This is a genomic window from Tamlana carrageenivorans, from assembly GCF_002893765.1.
Lineage (GTDB): Bacteria > Bacteroidota > Bacteroidia > Flavobacteriales > Flavobacteriaceae > Pseudotamlana > Pseudotamlana carrageenivorans.
In genome coordinates, this window is sequence record NZ_CP025938.1 from 1,998,749 (window position 1) to 2,018,084 (window position 19,336).

Below are 19,336 nucleotides of genomic sequence, written 5' to 3' on the forward strand. Positions count from 1 at the left end.
AATCGTTTCAAGTTTAAGGTTTAAAAAGTTTCAAGTTGATTACTCGAACCTAATTACTTAAACTTGTTTCCTTTAAAATCTTTTTTGTTCAGATATTAAATAAAAGCAGATAAACGCTTGCTTAATTGTTCATATTCTGAAACTAATGTTCTAAGTTTTTCTTCTGAAATATATTCTGAATCAAAAACCCTATATAATTGTGACCTTGTTTCTCCAGCAGAGCCTTTTGCTATTGAAAGAAATTGACGAAATTCTAAATTTCCATCTCTTTCAAAGCCTTCACCGATATTATCCATTACGGATCCGGATGACGCTTTTATTTGGTCTTTTAATCGCTAATCTCTTTTTAAATCTGTTTCGTTAGCAATGTCTTTTATTTGATTAAAAAGACGCCTAGCTTCTTTCCATGTTTCTAAATCTTCAAATTTAGTTATCGTTGCCATGAACTTGAAACATTAAACCTTAAACAGAAAAACTATAAAGAGGCTTCTTCTTTAATCCAATCGTAACCTTTGGCTTCTAGCTCGTGAGCTAATTCTTTACCACCAGATTTTACAATTTTTCCGTTGTGTAAAACGTGTACGAAATCTGGAACGATATAATCAAGTAAACGTTGGTAGTGTGTAATAACAACTACAGCATTGTCTTTACTCTTTAATTTGTTTACACCGTTTGCAACGATACGAAGGGCATCGATATCTAGTCCAGAATCGGTTTCATCAAGAATAGCCAATTTAGGTTCTAACATCGCCATTTGAAAAATCTCATTACGTTTTTTCTCACCACCAGAAAAACCTTCATTTAACGAACGTGATAAAAATTTACGATCGATTTCTAACATTTCAGACTTTTCGCGAATAAGCTTAAGCATGTCTTTAGCAGGCATTTCCTCTAAACCTTTTGCTTTTCTAGATTCGTTAATAGCCGTTTTGATAAAGTTTGTTACCGATACACCAGGGATTTCAACTGGGTACTGAAACGATAAAAACACACCTTTATGTGCGCGTTCTTCAGCAGCTAATTCTTCAATGTCTTCACCTTCAAAATAGATTTTACCTTCGGTAACTTCATACTCTTCTTTACCTGCGATAACAGAAGAAAGTGTACTTTTTCCTGAACCGTTTGGTCCCATAATGGCATGAACTTCACCTGGTTTTACTTCAAGGTTAATACCTTTTAAAATGTTTTTATCCTCAACACGTGCGTGTAAATTCTCAATTTTTAACATACTTCTATTCGTTTCCTATTTTTACAACTTCGTTATTTTCTTTTGGGTTAGGGGCTACTTTAAGTATTTCTACTATGTCAACCTTATTTTCCCAAAGTATAACGTCGTCTTTTTGATCTGTAACTTTTCCTTTAATCTCCACTAAAACCATATCGGTTGGTTCTGTTTTGATTTTATCTGCTTGGCTATTGAGTTCCTCTAATTTTTTCGAGCCTAATACGCCATAAATTTGGTGGTTTGTTTGGATAACTCCGACGCCGTCAAAATACACAAATTCACCTTTTATTGTTGTGAGTTCGTCGTTGTTAAAAACGGTGTTTTCTGATTTCGATTCGGTTTTACAGCTAAAAAAAGCTGTAAGAATTAATGTGATAAATAAAAATTTTTTCATTATAAATCGCTATAGATTCCTGGTTTCACCAGAATTTTTATCCAACACTACCTTCTAAACTAATTTCTAATAATTTTTGTGCTTCAACAGCGAATTCCATTGGAAGTTTATTTAAAACCTCTTTACTAAATCCGTTTACAATTAAAGCAATGGCCTTTTCGGTATCGATACCACGTTGGTTACAGTAGAAAATTTGATCTTCACCAATTTTACTTGTTGTAGCTTCGTGTTCGATTTTAGCCGTTTTATTTTTAGCTTCTATATATGGGAACGTGTGTGCACCACATTCGTTACCCATAAGTAAACTATCACATTGTGAAAAGTTACGGGCGTTTTCTGCTCTAGAATTAATTTGCACTAATCCACGGTAACTGTTTTGTGATTTTCCTGCCGAAATTCCTTTGGAAATAATGGTTGATTTGGTGTTTTTTCCCAAATGAATCATTTTAGTTCCTGTATCGGCTTGTTGGTAATTGTTGGTTACGGCAATAGAATAAAATTCACCTACCGAGTTATCACCTTTTAAAATACAAGATGGGTATTTCCACGTTACAGCCGACCCTGTTTCTACTTGTGTCCATGAAATTTTTGCGTTTTTCTCACATAAACCACGTTTGGTTACGAAGTTGTAAACACCACCTTTACCTTCGGCATTTCCTGGGAACCAGTTTTGTACGGTGGAGTATTTAATTTCTGCATCGTCTAAAGCAATAAGCTCCACAACGGCGGCGTGTAATTGATTTTCATCTCTACTTGGAGCGGTACAACCTTCTAGGTAACTTACGTAACTTCCTTCATCAGCAATAACCAGCGTACGCTCAAATTGTCCGGTACCTGCTTGGTTAATTCTGAAATATGTTGATAATTCCATAGGACATTTTACGCCTTTTGGAATGTAACAGAATGAACCATCACTAAATACGGCCGAGTTTAAAGCGGCATAGAAATTATCTTTTTGAGGCACTACAGTCCCTAAATATTTTTTCACTAATTCTGGATGCTCTTTAATAGCCTCAGAAATACTCATAAAAATAATACCCTTTTCGCCTAAAGTTTTCTTGAATGTTGTAGCAACAGAAACAGAATCGACAACCACATCCATGGCTACACCTGCTAATTTCTTTTGCTCATCAAGAGAAATACCTAGCTTTTCGAAAGTCGCTAATAATTCTGGATCTACTTCATCAATGCTATCGTACTTAGGCTTGCTGTTTGGGGCAGAATAATATGAAATCCCTTGAAAATCTGGTTTTGTATAATGTACGTTTGCCCATTCTGGCTCTGTCATTTCTTTCCAAACTCTAAAAGCTTCAAGTCTCCAATCGGTCATCCATTGTGGCTCCTCTTTCTTTTTAGAAATAGCGCGTACAATATCTTCGTTTAACCCATTAGGAAACGTATCAGACTCAATATCTGTATAAAATCCGTATTCGTATTCTTTGGTTTTTAGCTCCTCGCGTAAATCATCCTCGGTATACTTGCTCATATATCTTTGTAATATAGTTTGTAAAGTTTAAAGTTTAAAGTTATAAAGTTTAGTTTAGGTATTTTATTAACCCACTTAACAGTTTTGAAACTTCGTTTACTTTTAACTTTAATTTTTCAAATTGTTCAATTGTGATATAGCTTAAATCAAAACTTAATTAGCATGGTGAACGAAATTCTCCAGTTAGTGTTTTGATGCACTATAATATGAATGAACGTTTTTGTTGTTTCTTTTCAACGCCTTCGGTTGTTTTGGAAGAAATTGAAATGTTTGGTCTTTTTATTTGATCTCTTCTTCTAAAATCTTTAGAAAAAGAGGTGTTATTAATGCTTAATTTTAAAATTACAGTGAAAAAGATTCGCCACAACCACAAGTACGGTTAGCGTTAGGGTTGTTAAAAACAAATCCTGTTCCGTTTAATCCACCCGAATATTCTAAGGTGGTGCCAATTAAATATAAAAAGCTTTTTTTATCAACAATAATTTTAATGTCATTGTCTTCAAAAACTTTATCGTCGTCCTGTTGTTCTTTGTCAAATTTTAAATCGTAGGACAAACCAGAACAACCACCGCTTTTTACACCAACACGCACATAATCTGTTGAGGGATTATAACCATCTTCGGTCATAAGCTCAATCACTTTCTTTTTAGCAGTTTCAGAAACTTTTATCATAATTATTTTTCGATTTTATTATATAACCAGTTGAGTTATAAATGCGATCTTATTTTCTTTAAAATCAGTTAGTTAAAAAACTAATTTCGCTTTTGTTTAGATAGATTCTAAAGACAGATTGCAAATATACAATATAAGTCATGCATTACCATATAACCTAACATTATATTAGTTTATAGTTTTATAAATTTTTATTATTATTCGTTAAGAGCCGAATTATTAACAAATTCATAATCAGATAAGGAAAGTAGAAATTTTTTTAAATCGGCTTTGTCTTTATCCGATAAATTTACACCGCCATTGGCTACTTTTTTCATGAGGGGGTCTATGGTCGCTGAATGTTTTAAGCCTTCGCTATAGTGGTTAATAACGTCTTCCAGAGTAAGGAAGCGTCCGTCGTGCATATAGGGCGCTGTGAATGCTAGGTTTCTAAGAGAAGGGGTTTTAAATTTGCTATTATCGGCAGGATCCCCAGTTATGGCGCCTAATCCTAAATCTGTAAATTTTTCATCTAAGCCGTTGTTGTGGAAAGCATTGTCTGTCCATAACGGATTTTTGTCGCTGCCGTGGCAATGAAAGCAATCGCCTCGGTTTTCATCCATAAAAACATCAAAACCGTTGCGTTCTTCTGGGGTTAATTGGGCTTCACCAAGCAAATATTTGTCAAATTTTGAATTCGCAGAAATTAGGCTGCGTTCAAATTGGGCTATGGCTTTTGTAACCAAGACCGAATCAATTTTTGAAGTTCCAAAGGCTTTCTCAAACAGCTCTGGGTATTCGTCGTGTTGCTGCAAATGCTGTTCAACGGTTTGCCAGGTGTTTTGCATCTCCAAGGGATCTGTAACAGGAGCAAATGCTTGGTGTTCTAAGCTAAACGTTTTGCCATCCCAGAAAAAAAGCTCGTCGTAATTCCAGGCTAAATTAAAAAGAGGCATAGCATTTCTGTCACCTAAAGTTGCGTTAACACCCGAGCTGAAGCGCTCTGCATCTGAAAATGCCAGTGTTGGCGCATGGCAATTGGCACAGGCTAAACTATTGTCTACCGATAAAATAGGATCGAAAAAAAGCTTTTTACCAAGTGCAATGCCTTCTACCGTTTGGGGATTGTTTGGTGGTATGACAGGTGATAAAATAAGCGATTCAAATAAAGGTGGAATGTTTAAAGGACTAGGAGTAGGGGTATAGCTGGCTTCATTTTCTTTAGAGCAAGCTGTGCTTATGAAAATGATAAGGGTAAAAAGGTATGTGGGCCATTTTTTCAAAGTTTAAATCGGATTTACAGATTCTAAACTGAATACGTTTTGACGGTTTTGATACATCATAATTTGAGCGTCAAAGTTAGGCATTAGCCTATTGTTTAGTTGGTTTAAATCCCAGGTGTTTGGGTTTTTAAACCATTCGGAAATATTCATATTAATGTTAAAATTTGTGCTCTGAATCAGGTTAATAGCTCCTATATCAACAGTAAAAAAGGTGTCTTCAAAAACCAATGGCGATTGGGTGTTGTTCACCGCTCTTATGTAGTGATACGCATAGCCAGTTTCAGTGTTGGTTGCATCTATAAACTTGCCTTCTAGTTGCATAAAATGATAGCCGCCACCAAGCATTTCTGGAACGTTCCATGATGCCGAATTCAAATCGGTGTAATTCATGTAATTGTCTTCATTATTAAAACCAAAAGTGAAATATACATGGCTGTATTCTCCTGGTGGTATGGTGTTATTTGGGGTGAGTGATAGAGTGTTTTCTTGAGAGAGATCGACAAGGAAATAGTCGTCAAAAGTAAAATATTCGCCATTTGGTTTTTCAAAAGTAATCCTAGAAATGAGGTAGCGTAATTTTGAAATACTAAGCAGTTCACCATGTGCATTGGTGAATTCTAAGCTGTTAAAATCGGAAGCTGTTACATGTGTGTCGTCCCATGAATGGTTAAAATTGAATGTGACTGAAGTCGGAAAAACGTCATCGTCCAAATCTTTGTGGCATGAGCACAGGATCATACATAAGAGGCAAGTTGTAGCAAGTGTTTTATTCATGTTATTGTTTTAGCTTGAAAAGTAGTAAATCTGAAAACCCTTTGTTTGAAGGGATGTCTTCGTTGGAACTGTTCGATTCTCCAACAGCGATAATGTTATTGTTATTAAGTATGATGGCATCAAAAGCTAAATCAATAGCGCTTCCTCCAATAGTTTTTTCCCAAATCAAGTTTCCTGAAGCATCGATTTTTATAATCCATGCATCATTTTGGCCTTTGTTTTCCGATACATCGCCATCTATACTTCTTGAGTTTCCTGAAATAAGAAAGCCTTGGTCTTGCGTTTTAGAAATTGATCGACCCGAATCGAAACTTGTTCCGCCATAAGTTTTTTCCCAAATGAGTGTGCCGTCTGGCGATATTTTAATTACCCATAAATCGGCCGCACCATGATTATAAGTAACGTCTAAATCGTCACTTCTAGTATCCCCTACAATCATATAATCACCATCGTGAGTTGCTGTAATAGCAAAGGCTTCATCGATACCAGAGCCTCCAAAAGATTTTTCCCAAACTAAAGTACCAGTGGCGTTTATTTTTACCACCCAAAAATCGTAAGACCCTTTGTTGTTGGTTATGTCTACATCATCACTGTCGGAGGATCCTATAATAAGATAGCCAAGATCTTCGGTTTGAATCACATCGTAAGGCGTATCGGTAAATGTACCGCCATAATAATGACTCCATTGTTTTTCTCCTAAGGGATTTAGTTTTATCGCCCAATAATCGCCTCCTGCATGTAATTTTGAAAAAGCAAATTTGCTAATGCCTTCACCGCCTGAAGCTGTAACGTCTAGGTCACCAATAAGGAGGTAGCCGTCATCTGCTGTTTGAATCACTTTTCTGCCGTTATCGGAACCTGCAAAGCCGTAAGATTTTTCCCAAAGGATATCGCCAGCTGTATTAAGTTTTGTCATCCAGAAATTTGTAGCGCTGTTATTTTCCGAGACATCGCGATCGCTACTTTGACTATAACCAAAAATAGCATAGCCGCCATCTGATGTTAGAATGCAGCTTGTACCTCTGTCATCAAGGCTGCCGCCGTATGATTTTTGCCACTCTAGCACATCATTTTGATTAAATTTTAGAAGCCAATAGTCAAACGAATCGTCGGGCTTATTGGTAATATCGAGATCGTTGCTTTGGGTATGCCCAAAAACGGCATAGCCGCCATCGTTGGTTTTAATGATAGATTTTCCACTGTCATTTAAGGTGCCGCCAAAAGTTTTTACAAAGTCAATATCTCCAGGATTGTAGTCTGGCTTTTCTTGCGAGTCGTGGTTATTAGAGCAGCTTGATGCGTAGAAGCAAACTAGAGCAATGAAAAGTTTTAAATAACGCATAGGTTAAATTACAGGTCTTTTTTTCTTATCACAAACAAGCCGCGGTTAATGTCGCTTACAATAATATTACCACTAGGAAAAAATGGATATACACTCCAAGCCCCGTTAAAACTGGTATTGTCGTTTTCTGGATAAGTATCGAAATAGCCAGTTTCCGAAATGGTTTTGCTTTCAATATTAGAAATGTTGATTTCACGAAAACCAGCTGTATAGCTTGCTTGGTAATAAACATTTTCTTTAACATAACCATTGTGGTCTATAGCCGCTGTTGGGCCTAAGTAGTCCATGTGGTATTTAGGGGCTTCCAAGTTGGTGAAATTGAAAATAATGGTTCTGGTTTGGTTACCAATGTTAACCTCATCCAATTCATCTCCTAGAATAAAATAAGTCATATCTTCAGTAAACCAACCTTGATGGGTGTAGCCCACGTTATTGTAAGTTATGGATGATATTTTTGTTGGGTTAGATTTGTTTGTAACATCAACAATAACGACTTCATTTTCATTACTACCAATAAGGATTTCTCTATTAGTATACCGCGTATCAGGACCATTATAGGTTACCACTTGAGCATCATGTGCATAGCCAGGAAAACCGCCAGCATCGGAAGGGTTAATAGGATCTTGAATGTTTATGAATAGTGGTCCTCCAGCATAAATACCCGATCTCGTTGTGCCAACGGCATAGGCAAAACCAGAATCTTTGTTAATAACCATATTGTGAGCGCTACCAAAACCTGTGTAACGGCTATCGGCAGCAAATGTTTCTGGAGGATTGTTTACATTTCTAAGTCTGGTAAGATCGAAAATTTGCATGCCATGATCGTTAGCATTATCGGCCAAGATATAGGCATAGTTGTTATAAACTTTTACATCGCGCCATGAACTATTAATGGTTGCTGTAGGGAGTTTGCCAAGTAAAATAGGAGCGTTTGGTATGTTAATGTCTACAAAAGCAACCCCACTAGATGCGCAAAATAAGGCGTATTCTTTTTGAGTTGTTGGGTCGGTCCATCCCCAACAGTCTGTTCCCGAAGCGCCAACTTCAGCGAGTATTTCAATAGGGATATGAGCCATTAAATTGTAGTCCTTGCAGGGGTAGATATTTGCAAAACCATCCTCGCAATAAGCTTGTGGTTCAAACGGATAATCGGTGTCGCAAACATCACCAATACCATCGTTGTCGCTATCTTCTTGATCTGGATTTGCAGTTTCCGGACAGTTGTCGTTTGCATCTTCAATGCCGTCGCTATCACTGTCTGTGATTTCTGTCGAATCATCAATGGGTTCTGTTTTACAGGAATATGCTGTTACGAGAAATAGGAGAGTAAAAACGAAGCTGAGGTGTTTTAAGAATATTTTCAAGATATTTTTATTAATTAACTTATTAGGGTTTGTTTTAGTATAAAGGTAGTAAAAACAAAAATAGCTTCTTATTTTTGCAATATGATAGAAGATAAAAATCAACAACGGACGCCATTAAGTGCATTAGGTGAATTTGGGTTAATAGAGCATTTAACTCAAAATTTCAAAATTAAGCAAACTTCCACAATAAAAGGCATAGGTGATGATGCTGCTGTTTTAAATTTTGATAATAAACGTGTTGTGATAAGCACCGATTTATTGGTAGAAGGGGTGCATTTTGATTTAAGTTATGCCCCATTGAAGCATTTAGGTTACAAGTCGGTCGTTGTAAATTTGTCTGATATTTATGCGATGAATGCCAAAGCGACTCAGATTACGGTCTCTATCGCGGTTTCCAACCGTTTTCCTTTGGAGGCTTTGGAAGCCTTATATGACGGTATAGAAACTGCGGCTAATATTTATAATGTTGATGTTATTGGTGGTGATACTACTTCTTCGACTTCTGGATTGCTTATTTCTGTGACGGCTATTGGTGAGGTTGAAGCGGAACAGGAAGTTTATAGAAATGGCGCTAAGCCAAATGATTTGCTAGTAGTTTCGGGTGATTTAGGTGCGGCATATATGGGCTTGCAAGTACTTGAAAGAGAGAAGGAAGTGTATAAAGTGAATCCTAACAATCAGCCCGATTTAGAGCCCTATACTTATATTATAGAGAGGCAGTTAAAGCCTGAAGCTCGAAAAGATATTCCGAAATTATTGTTAGAATTGGACGTTAAGCCAACGGCTATGATCGATGTTAGTGATGGTTTGTCTTCAGAAATCATGCACATTTGTAAACAAAGTGATGTAGGCTGCGATTTATATGAAGAAAAAATTCCTTTAGATCCTCAAGTAATTTCTACCTGTGAGGAGTTCAATATCGATAGTACGACGGTGGCGTTAAATGGCGGCGAAGATTATGAGTTGTTGTTCACGATTGCTCAGGAAGACTACCCTAAAATTAAGGCCAATCCAAATTTAACAGTCATAGGTTATATGAAGGAATCCAAAGAAGGCTTGCATCTAGTAACAAGGGCAGATACTCGAATTCCGATAAAATCACAAGGCTGGAAAAATTTTAATGAATAAACAAGTGTTATGAGGAAAGCATTGCTTGTTTAAACTTGTTGATAAGCCGAGGAATTAATGACTTTTTCTTTTAAACGTTCTGTTTTAGATTGATAGATGCGTTCTAAAATGGCATTAATTTCTCTAAAAGTTGGCGTTAACTCGGTTAAATTTCCATTGCTATCTGTGGTTAATTCCTTTTTGCAATATTTGCAGCAGTATTCTTTAACATGAGACGTTACTTTTTTAGAAACCTGATATTCATGACCAAAAAGAGTGCAATACATTTTAGTAATTAACGCTAGTTTGTTTGACGTTATTTTCATGGTTTTTTGGTTTGGGGTGCTTTAAATGTATAAAAGAAATCCAAACAAAACGACAAAGGGTGCTATTTTTCGATGAAACGCATTATAGCTTGTAGTAATTCACTTTCATTTTCTGTAAAACTCATATGGCCATCAGGAAAGGTTACAAGTTTTACTTGGGCTCCTTCTACTTGTTTTACAATGGTATTGTAGTCCAATACCGGATCTTTTTTTCCAGCAATAATCATTTTTTTAAAAGGTGTAAAATGAAGTAGTGCTTCGCGGTCGTCTCTAATTTTCATGCCTTCTAGTGCTGCTATAATACCCTGTAGTGGTGTTTTTTTGGCATGAGCTATCAGTGTTTTTATACTTTCCTTGAAAATAATTCGGTTTTTGGGGCGGAATAAGTTGGTTATGGCTATTTTAATAAAGGTGTGGTGGTTTTTTTTAACCACTTCAATGGTGCGCTCTCGATTTATTTTTTTTTCGGCGCTATCGGCACTGGCAGTCGAATTTAATAAGCAAAGTCCTTTTAAATCATCTGGCTTTTTTTCCGCGAAAGCGAGTGCTACATAACCGCCCATGGAATGTCCAATCATGGTAGAACGCCTAATGCGTAAATGTTTAAGAACAGCCTCAACAGCTTCGGCCATTTGTTCCATGCTATGTACATAACCGATGCAGCCCGTTTGGCCGTGTCCCAATAAATCGATGCAAATAACTCTAAATTTTTTAGACAATTCTGGTTGTAATTGGTGCCATATTTCCGTGCTTTCTAAAAAGCCATGAAGCAAAACTAAAGCGCTCCCTTTACCAGAATCGGTAAAGTAAATGTTTGTGCCTTTAAAAGGGATGGTCATAGTTGTATGGTTTAAATATACTGGTCAAATATAAGTTGTAAATAATAATTATTGGATAAGGCATGTGTTTAGATTTAACCACTGTTCTCGGCTAGGTTTAAGGTTTGGAACTAAAAGCGTCTCTGATGCTTTAAATTGATGTGGCATCATAGTGCTTACAAGGAAGTGGTTTAGCTATGTAAAAAGTTATGAGAGCCTGTTTTATTGAAATTTATGGTTTAGAACCGTTTCATTGTTTTCGATGGCTTTGTTTTATTATGCTTGACTTTTAAAGCTGTTAATAATGCTTTGTAATCTAGGTTACACACAAAACCATTGAATTTATCGAAATTTGCATCAAAATTATACATAAGGTGAAAAAAATAATCGTGATTGGTGGTTTGTCGGCAGGGCCTTCGGCAGCCGCAAAAGCAAGAAGAGAAAACGAACAAGCAGAAATTATTCTATTTGAAAAAGGTGCAAACATTAGTTATGCGACTTGTGGTATGCCGTATGCTTTTTCGGGAGTTATAGAAAGTAGAGATAAGTTAATGGTTGTAAAACCTGCTTTGTTACAAAACCGTTTTAATATTGATGTACGATTAAATGAGGAAATAATTAAAATAGACACCGCTGCAAAAAAAGTGTTTTCTAGTAAAGGTGTTTATACGTATGATAAACTGATTTTTGCTACGGGTGCAAAATCGATTGTACCGCCTATTGAAAATATTAAATTGGCGAATAATTGGTCTACTTGTAGGTCCATGCCCGATTTTGATAAAATCATGAAGCTTGGGTTAACCGAGGAGTCTAAGCATATTACAGTTGTAGGTGCCGGGTTGATTGGTGTTGAAGTTGCCGAAAATTTAATTGAAGCTGGTAAAAAGGTGACACTTATTGAAGGGTCTTCTCATGTTTTAAACATGTGGCAACAAAAATTTGGAAATTTTGCCGAGCAGATTTTAAGATCAGAGGGTGTTGAAGTGTTAACCAATACGTTAATTTCGAAGTTTAATATTGATGAAGACGGTAAAATTTTGTCGGTCGTTACTAAAGAAGGTCAAAGTATACCCACAGATTTTGTGATTTTAAGCACAGGTATTAAACCAAATACAGATTTATTAATTGCTGAAGGTGCAGCGTCTATTGAAAACGGTGCATTAAAAGTGAATGCGCATATGGAAACCTCTATTAAAGATGTTTATGCGGCCGGAGATAATATATCTTTAAAAAATTTGCAAACAGATAGTGATGATTATTTCCCTTTGGGAACACATTCTAATAAAGCGGGTCGTGCTGCAGGTGCTAATGCTGTTTCTGGAAATCACAGGGTTTTTAATGGGGCATATAAAACAGCTATCGTCAAGGTATTTGATTATACTTTGGCAAGAACAGGATTGAATCCTACGGTTTTAAAAACCATGGGTAGAGCTTTTAAAACGGTTTTAACGGTAGCTGGTGCAACACCGGGATATTATCCAGGGCAGAAGGATTTGATATCCGAAATTTATTATGATCCTAAAACAGATGAGATTTTAGGAGCAGAATTATTTGGTGAAGTTGGGGTTGATAAACGTATTGACGTTATAAGTACGGCAATTTATGCAAAACTAAAGATGGCCGACTTGTCTCAGTTGGATTTAGCTTATGCGCCACCTTTTTCGCCTGCTAAAGATCCTGTTGTGGTTACTGGTTTTGTAGCTGAAAATGTGCGTCTTGGGAAAAGTGAGCAAATTTCGGTTGAAGATTTAGATGCTTTTATGAAGGCTACAGCTCAAGATGATTATATGTTATTGGATGTTAGAACAGCTAATGAACATGAAAAAGGAACCATTCCTGGTGCCATAAATATTCCTCTTGATGATTTAAGAAATCATGTTCATGCTGTGAAAAACAGAAATAAAAAAGTGATCATTTTTTGTCAAAAAGGGCTTAGAGGTTATTTAGCCGAATCTATTTTAAGAAATAATGGAATTCAAGATATTGCCAATGTTGCTGGCGGATTTAAAATTTGGAACATGTATAGCACCCAAATTGAATTTCCTAAAAAAAATCACGCTGTTTAAGGCGAAAATTAATAGCAAGTAAGTTAAGGCTGCCTGAAAAGTATCCTTGATGTCATATTGCGTTTGTCGAAATATTTCTATTCAATGAATAATCAATTTTGAATTCGACAAGTTCAACCTGATAAATCAAGGTTTACGAGCTTTTCAGGCAGTCTCTTTTATTATATCTTGTATGGAAAATGAGTTTGTTTGCTTGAAGGGACTATGATTTTACGCGTTTAATAGCAGTAAAGGCTTTATCTACATACTCATCTTCTACTAAAATGGTAAATTCATTGGTGGTAGAAATAACTTCGTACATCACCACACCATCCCAAGCTAAACGTTTGAAAAAGTGGTAATATAAACCAGCTATTTTAGAGTTGTCTTGAGGTAAATTTATGCTTATAGCCGAAAGACCTTCCTGGACAGCAAGTAGCGTTTCTTTTTCCAGTTTGTCTTTAATAAAATCGTTTAAACTGCTCGAAATAATAAGATTGCTTTCATGAATACCTCTGGTGAAGGTGTAAAAGGGTTTCGACTCCGATTTAATGCGTTCCAAAATTTTAGTGTGGTTATCAATAAGGGTGTCGGAGTTTTTAACTGTAAAATCCGTTAAATTGGAGCGCACCGTGATATCACCTAAGTTTTGAATGGCTTTTTTCATCTTTACCGAATTCGATAAGGTGGCTGGTGGATTATAACGCCTCAGAGCCATCATAATGGCTCCAGGTTTCACTTCTTTTTTAAGCATGTCGCTAATAGGTTCTACTAATTCTATGGCAAGCGCACTAAAATTTATGATGTTTCTGGATAAGGCTTCTTCTAAATAAGGTTGTGTGATTAAAATGTCTTCAACACAATTCGATACCGTTTTCATGAGTACTTTATGTTAATTATTTAACAATATGTGTAAAAATAAACTTTTTTTTTAATAAACATCGTGGTTACGCAAATGAATTATAATTTCGCTGTCAAATTAATGACCATGAAAGTATTAAAATTTGGAGGGACATCGGTAGGTTCGGTGGAAAATATGGCCAACGTTAAAAATATTATTAACGATGGTGAGAAAAAGGTAGTTGTGCTTTCAGCTATGTCTGGAACTACAAATCAATTGGTAGCTATTGGGCAGGATATTAAATTAGGAAATGTAGCAGATGCTGCAGCAAAAGTTTCTGCGCTTCATATAAATTATAAAGTGGTTATCGATGATTTGTTGCAGAATGAAGCATTGAATGCTGAGGTGAAAATATATGTTGCTGAGGTTTTTAGTTTTTTAGACCAATGTACGTCAAAACCATATTCTGAAGGGTTAGCCAATCAAATTGTGGCTCAAGGTGAATTGCTTTCAACCTATATGTTTAATGCGTATTTGAACCAAGAAGGTGTGAGTTCGGCGTTATTGCCTGCGTTAAGTTTTATGCGTATTGATGAAAACAAAGAGCCAGACATCGCTTACATTAAAGAAAATTTTAAAGCGGTTTTTGAAAATACTAAAGACTCTGAAATTTATATTACTCAAGGTTTTATTTGTCTAGATACTGAAGGGGAAATTTCAAACTTACAACGTGGTGGAAGTGATTATACGGCTACCATTATTGGTGCTGCTTTTATTGCAGATGAAGTTCAAATTTGGACTGACATTGACGGGATGCATAATAATGATCCAAGACATGTTGAAAATACACATCCAATTTCAAACCTGTCATTCGATGAAGCTGCCGAGTTAGCGTATTTTGGTGCTAAAATATTGCACCCTCAAACGGTAACTCCTGTTAGAGCTGATAATATTCCAGTGCGTTTAAAAAATACCATGGAACCTTCAGCTCATGGTACTTTAATTTCTAACATCACAACGGGCGATGGTATAAAAGCTATTGCTGCTAAAGATGGTATTACGGCTATAAAAATTAAGTCGGCCAGAATGTTACAGGCGCACGGGTTTTTAAAGAAAGTCTTTGAGATTTTTGAAACTTATAAAACATCTATTGATATGATTACAACTTCTGAAGTTGCTGTGTCACTAACAATTGATGATGATTCTAATCTCGATGCTATTTTAGTTGAATTGGATAAAATTGCAACTATTGAAGTGGATAAAAACCAAAGTATTGTTTGCTTGGTAGGACATGAAGTTGTAAATCATGATGATACCTTCAGATTATTTAAAATCTTACAGGATGTGAAAATTAGAATGATTTCCTATGGAGGAAGTCAAAACAATATTTCTTTGTTAATTGATTCTAAGGATAAAATTAACACGCTGCAAAAACTAAACGATTATTTATTTGAATTAGTCACTCTTTAAAAATATATCTCAGTATTTGTATGCAAAAAGAGGCTGTCTTGTTTATCAAGCAACCTCTTTCTTTTTGTTCGATTCAATGAAAAAAGTATTGAATACGGATCTATAAGGAGTTAAGCATTCATAATATCCTCTATTTCTTCAACTTCAATAGGGATATTTTTCATAAGATTAATTGGTGCTCCTGTTTCCTGAATAACTAAATCATCTTCAAGTCGAATACCAAAACCTTCCTCAGGAATATAAATGCCTGGTTCAACCGTAAATACCATGTTAGTTTCCATAGGCTCAGTTAAAATACCGTAATCATGCGTGTCTAATCCAATATGATGTGAAGTACCGTGCATAAAGTATTTTTTATATGCAGGCCATTCTGGATTTTCATTTTGTACATCAGCTTTGTCTAGTAATCCAAGGCCGAGTAATTCGCTCGTCATTAATTTGCCAACCTCAACATGGTATTGTGCCCAGTCGGTTCCTGGGATAAGCATGCTTTCGGCTTGTTTTTTTACGTTTAAAACGGCGTTGTATACATCTTTTTGACGACTAGAAAATTTTCCAGACACAGGAACGCTGCGTGTCATGTCGCTAGAATAATTAGCGTATTCGGCGCCTACATCCATTAAAATAAGCTCACCAGCTTTACACTGTTGGTTGTTTTCAACATAATGCAAAACATTAGCATTGTTTCCAGAAGCGATAATAGGGGTGTATGCGAATTTTTTTGAACGGTTTCGTAAAAACTCGTGCATAAATTCGGCTTCTATTTCATGTTCCCAAACGCCTGGTTTTACAAAACTTAAAATACGACGAAAACCTTTTTCGGTAATGTTACAGGCTTGTTGGATTAAATCGATTTCAATAGGGTCTTTAACCGATCGTAAGCGTTGTAAAATAGGATTGCTTTTAGCTACACGGTGTGCAGGGTATTTGTCTTTTAACCATTTGGTGTAGCGATCTTCACGAGTTTCAACATCAACATTAGCTCGGTAATGCTCGTTGGTGTTAATGTACACCGTGTCGCACTGCGTCATGATTTCAAACATGATTTTTTCCATGTCTTGTAACCAATAAACGGTTTTTATACCACTGGTTTCAAAGGCTTTTTCTTTGGTTAATTTCTCGCCTTCCCAAATCGCAATATGTTCGTTGGTTTCTTTTAGGAATAAAATCTCACGGTGTTTCTCTTTTGGGCAGTCCGGAAAAAGAACTAAAATGCTTTCTTCTTGGTCTACACCACTTAAGAAAAAGATGTCGCGATGCTGTTCAAAAGGTAGTGTACTGTCTGCACTTACTGGATAAATATCGTTAGAGTTGAAAACAGCTAAACTGTTTGGAAGCATTTTTGCTTTAAAATTTTCACGATTTTTTACAAATAGCTTACTATTAATAGGTGTGTATTTCATTTTTATAGGAAATTTAAAAGGAGGATAAAAGTAGTGATTCTAAATAAATTATACCGTATAATTTAGTATTTTTGAGGTTAACACATTCGTGTTTAGTTATATACATGGTATTATGGGGATTAAAAAAAATACTTTTGCAGCAATAAACTTCACTTGGCTTTTAATTTTTCTGACGGGGCCATTTGTTTTTTCTCAGGTTTATTTCAAAGAAATCGCCTTAGAACAGCAAGTTGAACAGTCGGAGTTAATTGTTGAAGGTAGAGTCATTTCTAAAAAATCGTTTTGGGGAAATGATGATCAGATTTATACAAAAAACACGATTGAAGTTTATAAGGTGTTTAAGGGAGAGTCTATCGCTACGGTTAATGTGATAACTCGAGGAGGTACCGTGGGCTACGATTGCCAGTTGGTAACCCATAGTTTACAATTAAAGCCTAAAGATTTAGGTGTTTTTGTTTTAGTTAAAAGTGCTAAGGTTGGTATGAGTGACGATTCTCTTTTTAGAGTTTACAGTGGTATTCAAGGGTTTTACAAATATAATTTGTATAAAGATGTGGTTGCAAATGCCCTCACCGCCAAGTCTGGTATAGTGAAAGGTTTTTATGAGGAGCTTTCGGCTTATGCTAAAAGAGATTATGTCGTGGTTAAACCGTTTAGTGTTTCAGATGAAACTTCAAAATTAGTGCAATCTAAACAGGTAATGGTTCCTACAGGAATATCTTTTGCACCTACAAGTACAACAGCAGGAACGGGTTCTACGATAACCATATCTCTCGCTAACGGAGCTACAGGCAATTTTGGTAGCGCACAAGGTAAAGTTAGTTTTAGAGATGCCGACACAGGAGGTGAAGACGATATGGGGAATGCTGCTTTTATTGATGCGCTTGATACTCAAATAGTAGGCTGGTCGCCCACATCTATTATTGTTGAAGTTCCAGCTGAAGCAGGTACAGGAACCATACGTGTAACCGATGCAAATGCTAATGTGATTGAGTCGGCAGCCGATTTAACGATAACTTATGCTTTGCTAAATGTTGTTTTTAGTGTTGAAATTGGTGGCACATCGAAAAATTATGCTTTTCCAACCCGATTGGTTAATAACGACGGGAGTGGTGGCTATGAGTTTAAATTGGAAACCAGTTTTAATGCCGATAAAGAACATCCTGGAGCGAAAGACAATTTTCTTACGGCTTTAGAGACCTGGCGTTGTGAAACTGGTGTTAATTTTAATATTGGCGGGGTGTCTTCTGTGGATAAGGCAGATATTACCGATGGTGTTAATATTATTCGTTTTGATAATGGTAAAGAGTTGCCAGAAGGTACCTTGGGAAATACCTCCTATTCTTTTACACTTTGTGGTAATAAAAATGATATTTTGAATACTTCGGAGGTGTTTCCAACGGCCATTGATATGGTGTTTGATAATGAAGCCGATTGGTACTTTGGCAGTGGATCGCCCGGTTTTTTAGTTGATTTTCAAGGGGTGGCTTTGCATGAAATTGGCCATGCGCATCAATTGGGGCATGTAATTAACCAGTTTAACGATGTGATGCATTATTCGATATCCTTTGGAGAACAAATACGTAGTCTTTCTAATGAAAATCGCATGGCGGCAAATGCTATTCAGGCAGATAGCGAAGCCAGTCTTCCTTTTTCAAATTGTTTTGGAGGTAAAACGGCCATGATTGGTGTGAGTCCCGCAAATTGTACACTTGGGGTTATCTCAAACAACGTGAGCCAGGCGGGATTAAAGTTTTTTCCTAATCCTACCAAAGGCGTACTTTACATGCATGGCGCAGATGCAGCTAGAGTAGAAAGTTTATGGGTTTATGATTTGAGTGGTAGAACAGTTTTTGAAAAAATAGATTTTATACCTTCTTCTAAAGAAGTTATCGATCTTTCTTCCATGTCAAAAGGCGTTTATTTTGTTAAGGTTTCTGGTAAAGACGGGGCATTAACTAAAAAAATCATACTAGATTAAGTAGTGTGTCTACGTATTTTTTAAGTATAAATACTTAGTAGCTTAAAATCATTCTAAATAAGGAAAACCCGATAAATGTACTTGTCTATAATTTGGTTGTAACCTACCTTTGCTAGAATCTTAAAAATAACTTAACTAATGAGCGGATTTTTTAAATCTTCGATAGGAAGAAAAGTAGCCATGGCGCTTTCTGCATTCTTCCTTATGTTTTTCTTACTTCAGCATTTTGCTATTAATATTTTATCGGTTTTCAGTCCTGAACTTTTTAATGAAGTGTCTCACTTTATGGGGACAAACCCATTAATACAATTTGCGTTACAACCTGTTTTACTTTTTGGTGTGATTTTTCATTTCGTCATGGGATTCATATTAGAAATAAAAAACAAAAAAGCAAATGGTGTCCCTTATGCTAAAAATAATGGCGCTGCAAACTCATCATGGGTAAGCAGAAACATGATTTGGAGCGGGGTAGCTATTTTAGCTTTTATCATTTTACACTTTATTGATTTTTGGTTTCCTGAAATTAATACGAAGTTTATCAAAGGCGATTGGTCTGGCACCATGGCTGGTGTAGAGGGCTATCGTTATTATGAAGAACTAGTTCACAAATTCGTGAACCCTGTACGCGTAGGTGCTTATGTTTTAGCTTTTGTGTTTTTAGCATTACACTTATTACACGGATTTACTTCGGCTTTCCAATCTATGGGAGGTACGGCAGGAAGAAAAAAGACCTTACAAACTATAGGTAAAGCCTATTCAATAATTATTCCTTTAGGATTTATTTTTATTGCGCTTTATCATCATTTATTTAACCATTAATCTTACA

General features: G+C 36.1%; 17 protein-coding genes and 1 pseudogene. 5 read left to right on the forward strand and 13 right to left on the reverse strand.

Going from position 1 to position 19,336, the window contains the following annotated elements; all coding sequences use genetic code 11:
• Positions 1 to 95: 95 nt before the first annotated feature.
• The 9 genes and pseudogenes from C1A40_RS08850 to C1A40_RS08890 form a co-directional block, all read right to left on the reverse strand.
• A pseudogene (locus C1A40_RS08850) lies at positions 96 to 443 on the reverse strand (four helix bundle protein).
• A 32-nt stretch (positions 444 to 475) separates the two neighbouring features.
• Positions 476 to 1,228, reverse strand: a complete 753-nt coding sequence (sufC, locus tag C1A40_RS08855) for a Fe-S cluster assembly ATPase SufC (RefSeq protein ID WP_067144904.1) — start codon at positions 1,226 to 1,228, stop codon at positions 476 to 478.
• 4 nt (positions 1,229 to 1,232) lie between these two features.
• Positions 1,233 to 1,619, reverse strand: coding sequence for a hypothetical protein (locus tag C1A40_RS08860; protein ID WP_102995585.1), 387 nt, complete (start codon positions 1,617 to 1,619; stop codon positions 1,233 to 1,235).
• 37 nt (positions 1,620 to 1,656) lie between these two features.
• Complete coding sequence (gene sufB, locus C1A40_RS08865; protein WP_068601335.1) at positions 1,657 to 3,105, reverse strand: Fe-S cluster assembly protein SufB; 1,449 nt, start codon at positions 3,103 to 3,105, stop codon at positions 1,657 to 1,659.
• A gap of 342 nt (positions 3,106 to 3,447) precedes the next feature.
• Complete coding sequence (locus tag C1A40_RS08870) at positions 3,448 to 3,777, reverse strand: HesB/IscA family protein (RefSeq protein ID WP_102995586.1); 330 nt, start codon at positions 3,775 to 3,777, stop codon at positions 3,448 to 3,450.
• A gap of 197 nt (positions 3,778 to 3,974) precedes the next feature.
• Positions 3,975 to 5,039 carry a cytochrome-c peroxidase gene (locus tag C1A40_RS08875; RefSeq protein ID WP_199287752.1) on the reverse strand — a complete coding sequence of 355 codons (1,065 nt, stop codon included), beginning with the start codon at positions 5,037 to 5,039 and terminating at the stop codon, positions 3,975 to 3,977.
• Between the two features lie 3 nt (positions 5,040 to 5,042).
• Positions 5,043 to 5,813 carry an MbnP family protein gene (locus C1A40_RS08880; protein WP_102995587.1) on the reverse strand — a complete coding sequence of 257 codons (771 nt, stop codon included), beginning with the start codon at positions 5,811 to 5,813 and terminating at the stop codon, positions 5,043 to 5,045.
• A gap of 1 nt (position 5,814) precedes the next feature.
• Entirely contained in the window at positions 5,815 to 7,155 is a 1,341-nt protein-coding gene (locus tag C1A40_RS08885) for a hypothetical protein (protein ID WP_102995588.1), read from the reverse strand.
• Positions 7,156 to 7,163: 8 nt separating this feature from the next.
• Positions 7,164 to 8,519, reverse strand: coding sequence for a choice-of-anchor B family protein (locus C1A40_RS08890; protein ID WP_422395603.1), 1,356 nt, complete (start codon positions 8,517 to 8,519; stop codon positions 7,164 to 7,166).
• Positions 8,520 to 8,600: 81 nt separating this feature from the next.
• Here C1A40_RS08890 and thiL point away from each other — a divergent pair, with 81 nt between their 5' ends.
• Entirely contained in the window at positions 8,601 to 9,647 is a 1,047-nt protein-coding gene (thiL, locus tag C1A40_RS08895; protein ID WP_102995589.1) for a thiamine-phosphate kinase, read from the forward strand.
• A 29-nt stretch (positions 9,648 to 9,676) separates the two neighbouring features.
• Here thiL and C1A40_RS08900 read toward each other — a convergent pair whose 3' ends face one another.
• Both C1A40_RS08900 and C1A40_RS08905 read right to left on the reverse strand, forming a co-directional pair.
• Complete coding sequence (locus tag C1A40_RS08900; RefSeq protein ID WP_102995590.1) at positions 9,677 to 9,952, reverse strand: hypothetical protein; 276 nt, start codon at positions 9,950 to 9,952, stop codon at positions 9,677 to 9,679.
• Positions 9,953 to 10,014: 62 nt separating this feature from the next.
• The gene (locus tag C1A40_RS08905; protein WP_102995591.1) at positions 10,015 to 10,791 is read right to left on the reverse strand and encodes an alpha/beta fold hydrolase; all 777 of its coding nucleotides are present in this window, start codon (positions 10,789 to 10,791) and stop codon (positions 10,015 to 10,017) included.
• A 353-nt stretch (positions 10,792 to 11,144) separates the two neighbouring features.
• Here C1A40_RS08905 and C1A40_RS08910 point away from each other — a divergent pair, with 353 nt between their 5' ends.
• Complete coding sequence (locus C1A40_RS08910) at positions 11,145 to 12,836, forward strand: FAD-dependent oxidoreductase (protein ID WP_102995592.1); 1,692 nt, start codon at positions 11,145 to 11,147, stop codon at positions 12,834 to 12,836.
• Between the two features lie 202 nt (positions 12,837 to 13,038).
• On the opposite strand, the gene C1A40_RS08915 is transcribed toward C1A40_RS08910, so the two are convergent.
• Positions 13,039 to 13,695, reverse strand: a complete 657-nt coding sequence (locus tag C1A40_RS08915; protein WP_102995593.1) for a hypothetical protein — start codon at positions 13,693 to 13,695, stop codon at positions 13,039 to 13,041.
• Positions 13,696 to 13,803: 108 nt separating this feature from the next.
• On the opposite strand from C1A40_RS08915, the gene C1A40_RS08920 reads away from it, so the two are divergent.
• Positions 13,804 to 15,126: an aspartate kinase gene (locus C1A40_RS08920; protein ID WP_102997183.1), complete on the forward strand. Its 1,323-nt coding sequence runs from the start codon at positions 13,804 to 13,806 to the stop codon at positions 15,124 to 15,126.
• A 110-nt stretch (positions 15,127 to 15,236) separates the two neighbouring features.
• Here C1A40_RS08920 and C1A40_RS08925 read toward each other — a convergent pair whose 3' ends face one another.
• Positions 15,237 to 16,529 (reverse strand): aminopeptidase P family protein, encoded by a 1,293-nt coding sequence (locus tag C1A40_RS08925; RefSeq protein WP_102995594.1) that lies wholly within the window; start codon positions 16,527 to 16,529, stop codon positions 15,237 to 15,239.
• 112 nt (positions 16,530 to 16,641) lie between these two features.
• On the opposite strand from C1A40_RS08925, the gene C1A40_RS08930 reads away from it, so the two are divergent.
• Both C1A40_RS08930 and C1A40_RS08935 read left to right on the forward strand, forming a co-directional pair.
• Entirely contained in the window at positions 16,642 to 18,510 is a 1,869-nt protein-coding gene (locus C1A40_RS08930; RefSeq protein ID WP_102995595.1) for a zinc-dependent metalloprotease, read from the forward strand.
• A 138-nt stretch (positions 18,511 to 18,648) separates the two neighbouring features.
• A complete protein-coding gene (locus C1A40_RS08935) occupies positions 18,649 to 19,329 on the forward strand; it encodes a succinate dehydrogenase cytochrome b subunit (protein WP_102995596.1) in 681 nt (226 codons plus the stop codon).
• Positions 19,330 to 19,336: the final 7 nt, after the last annotated feature.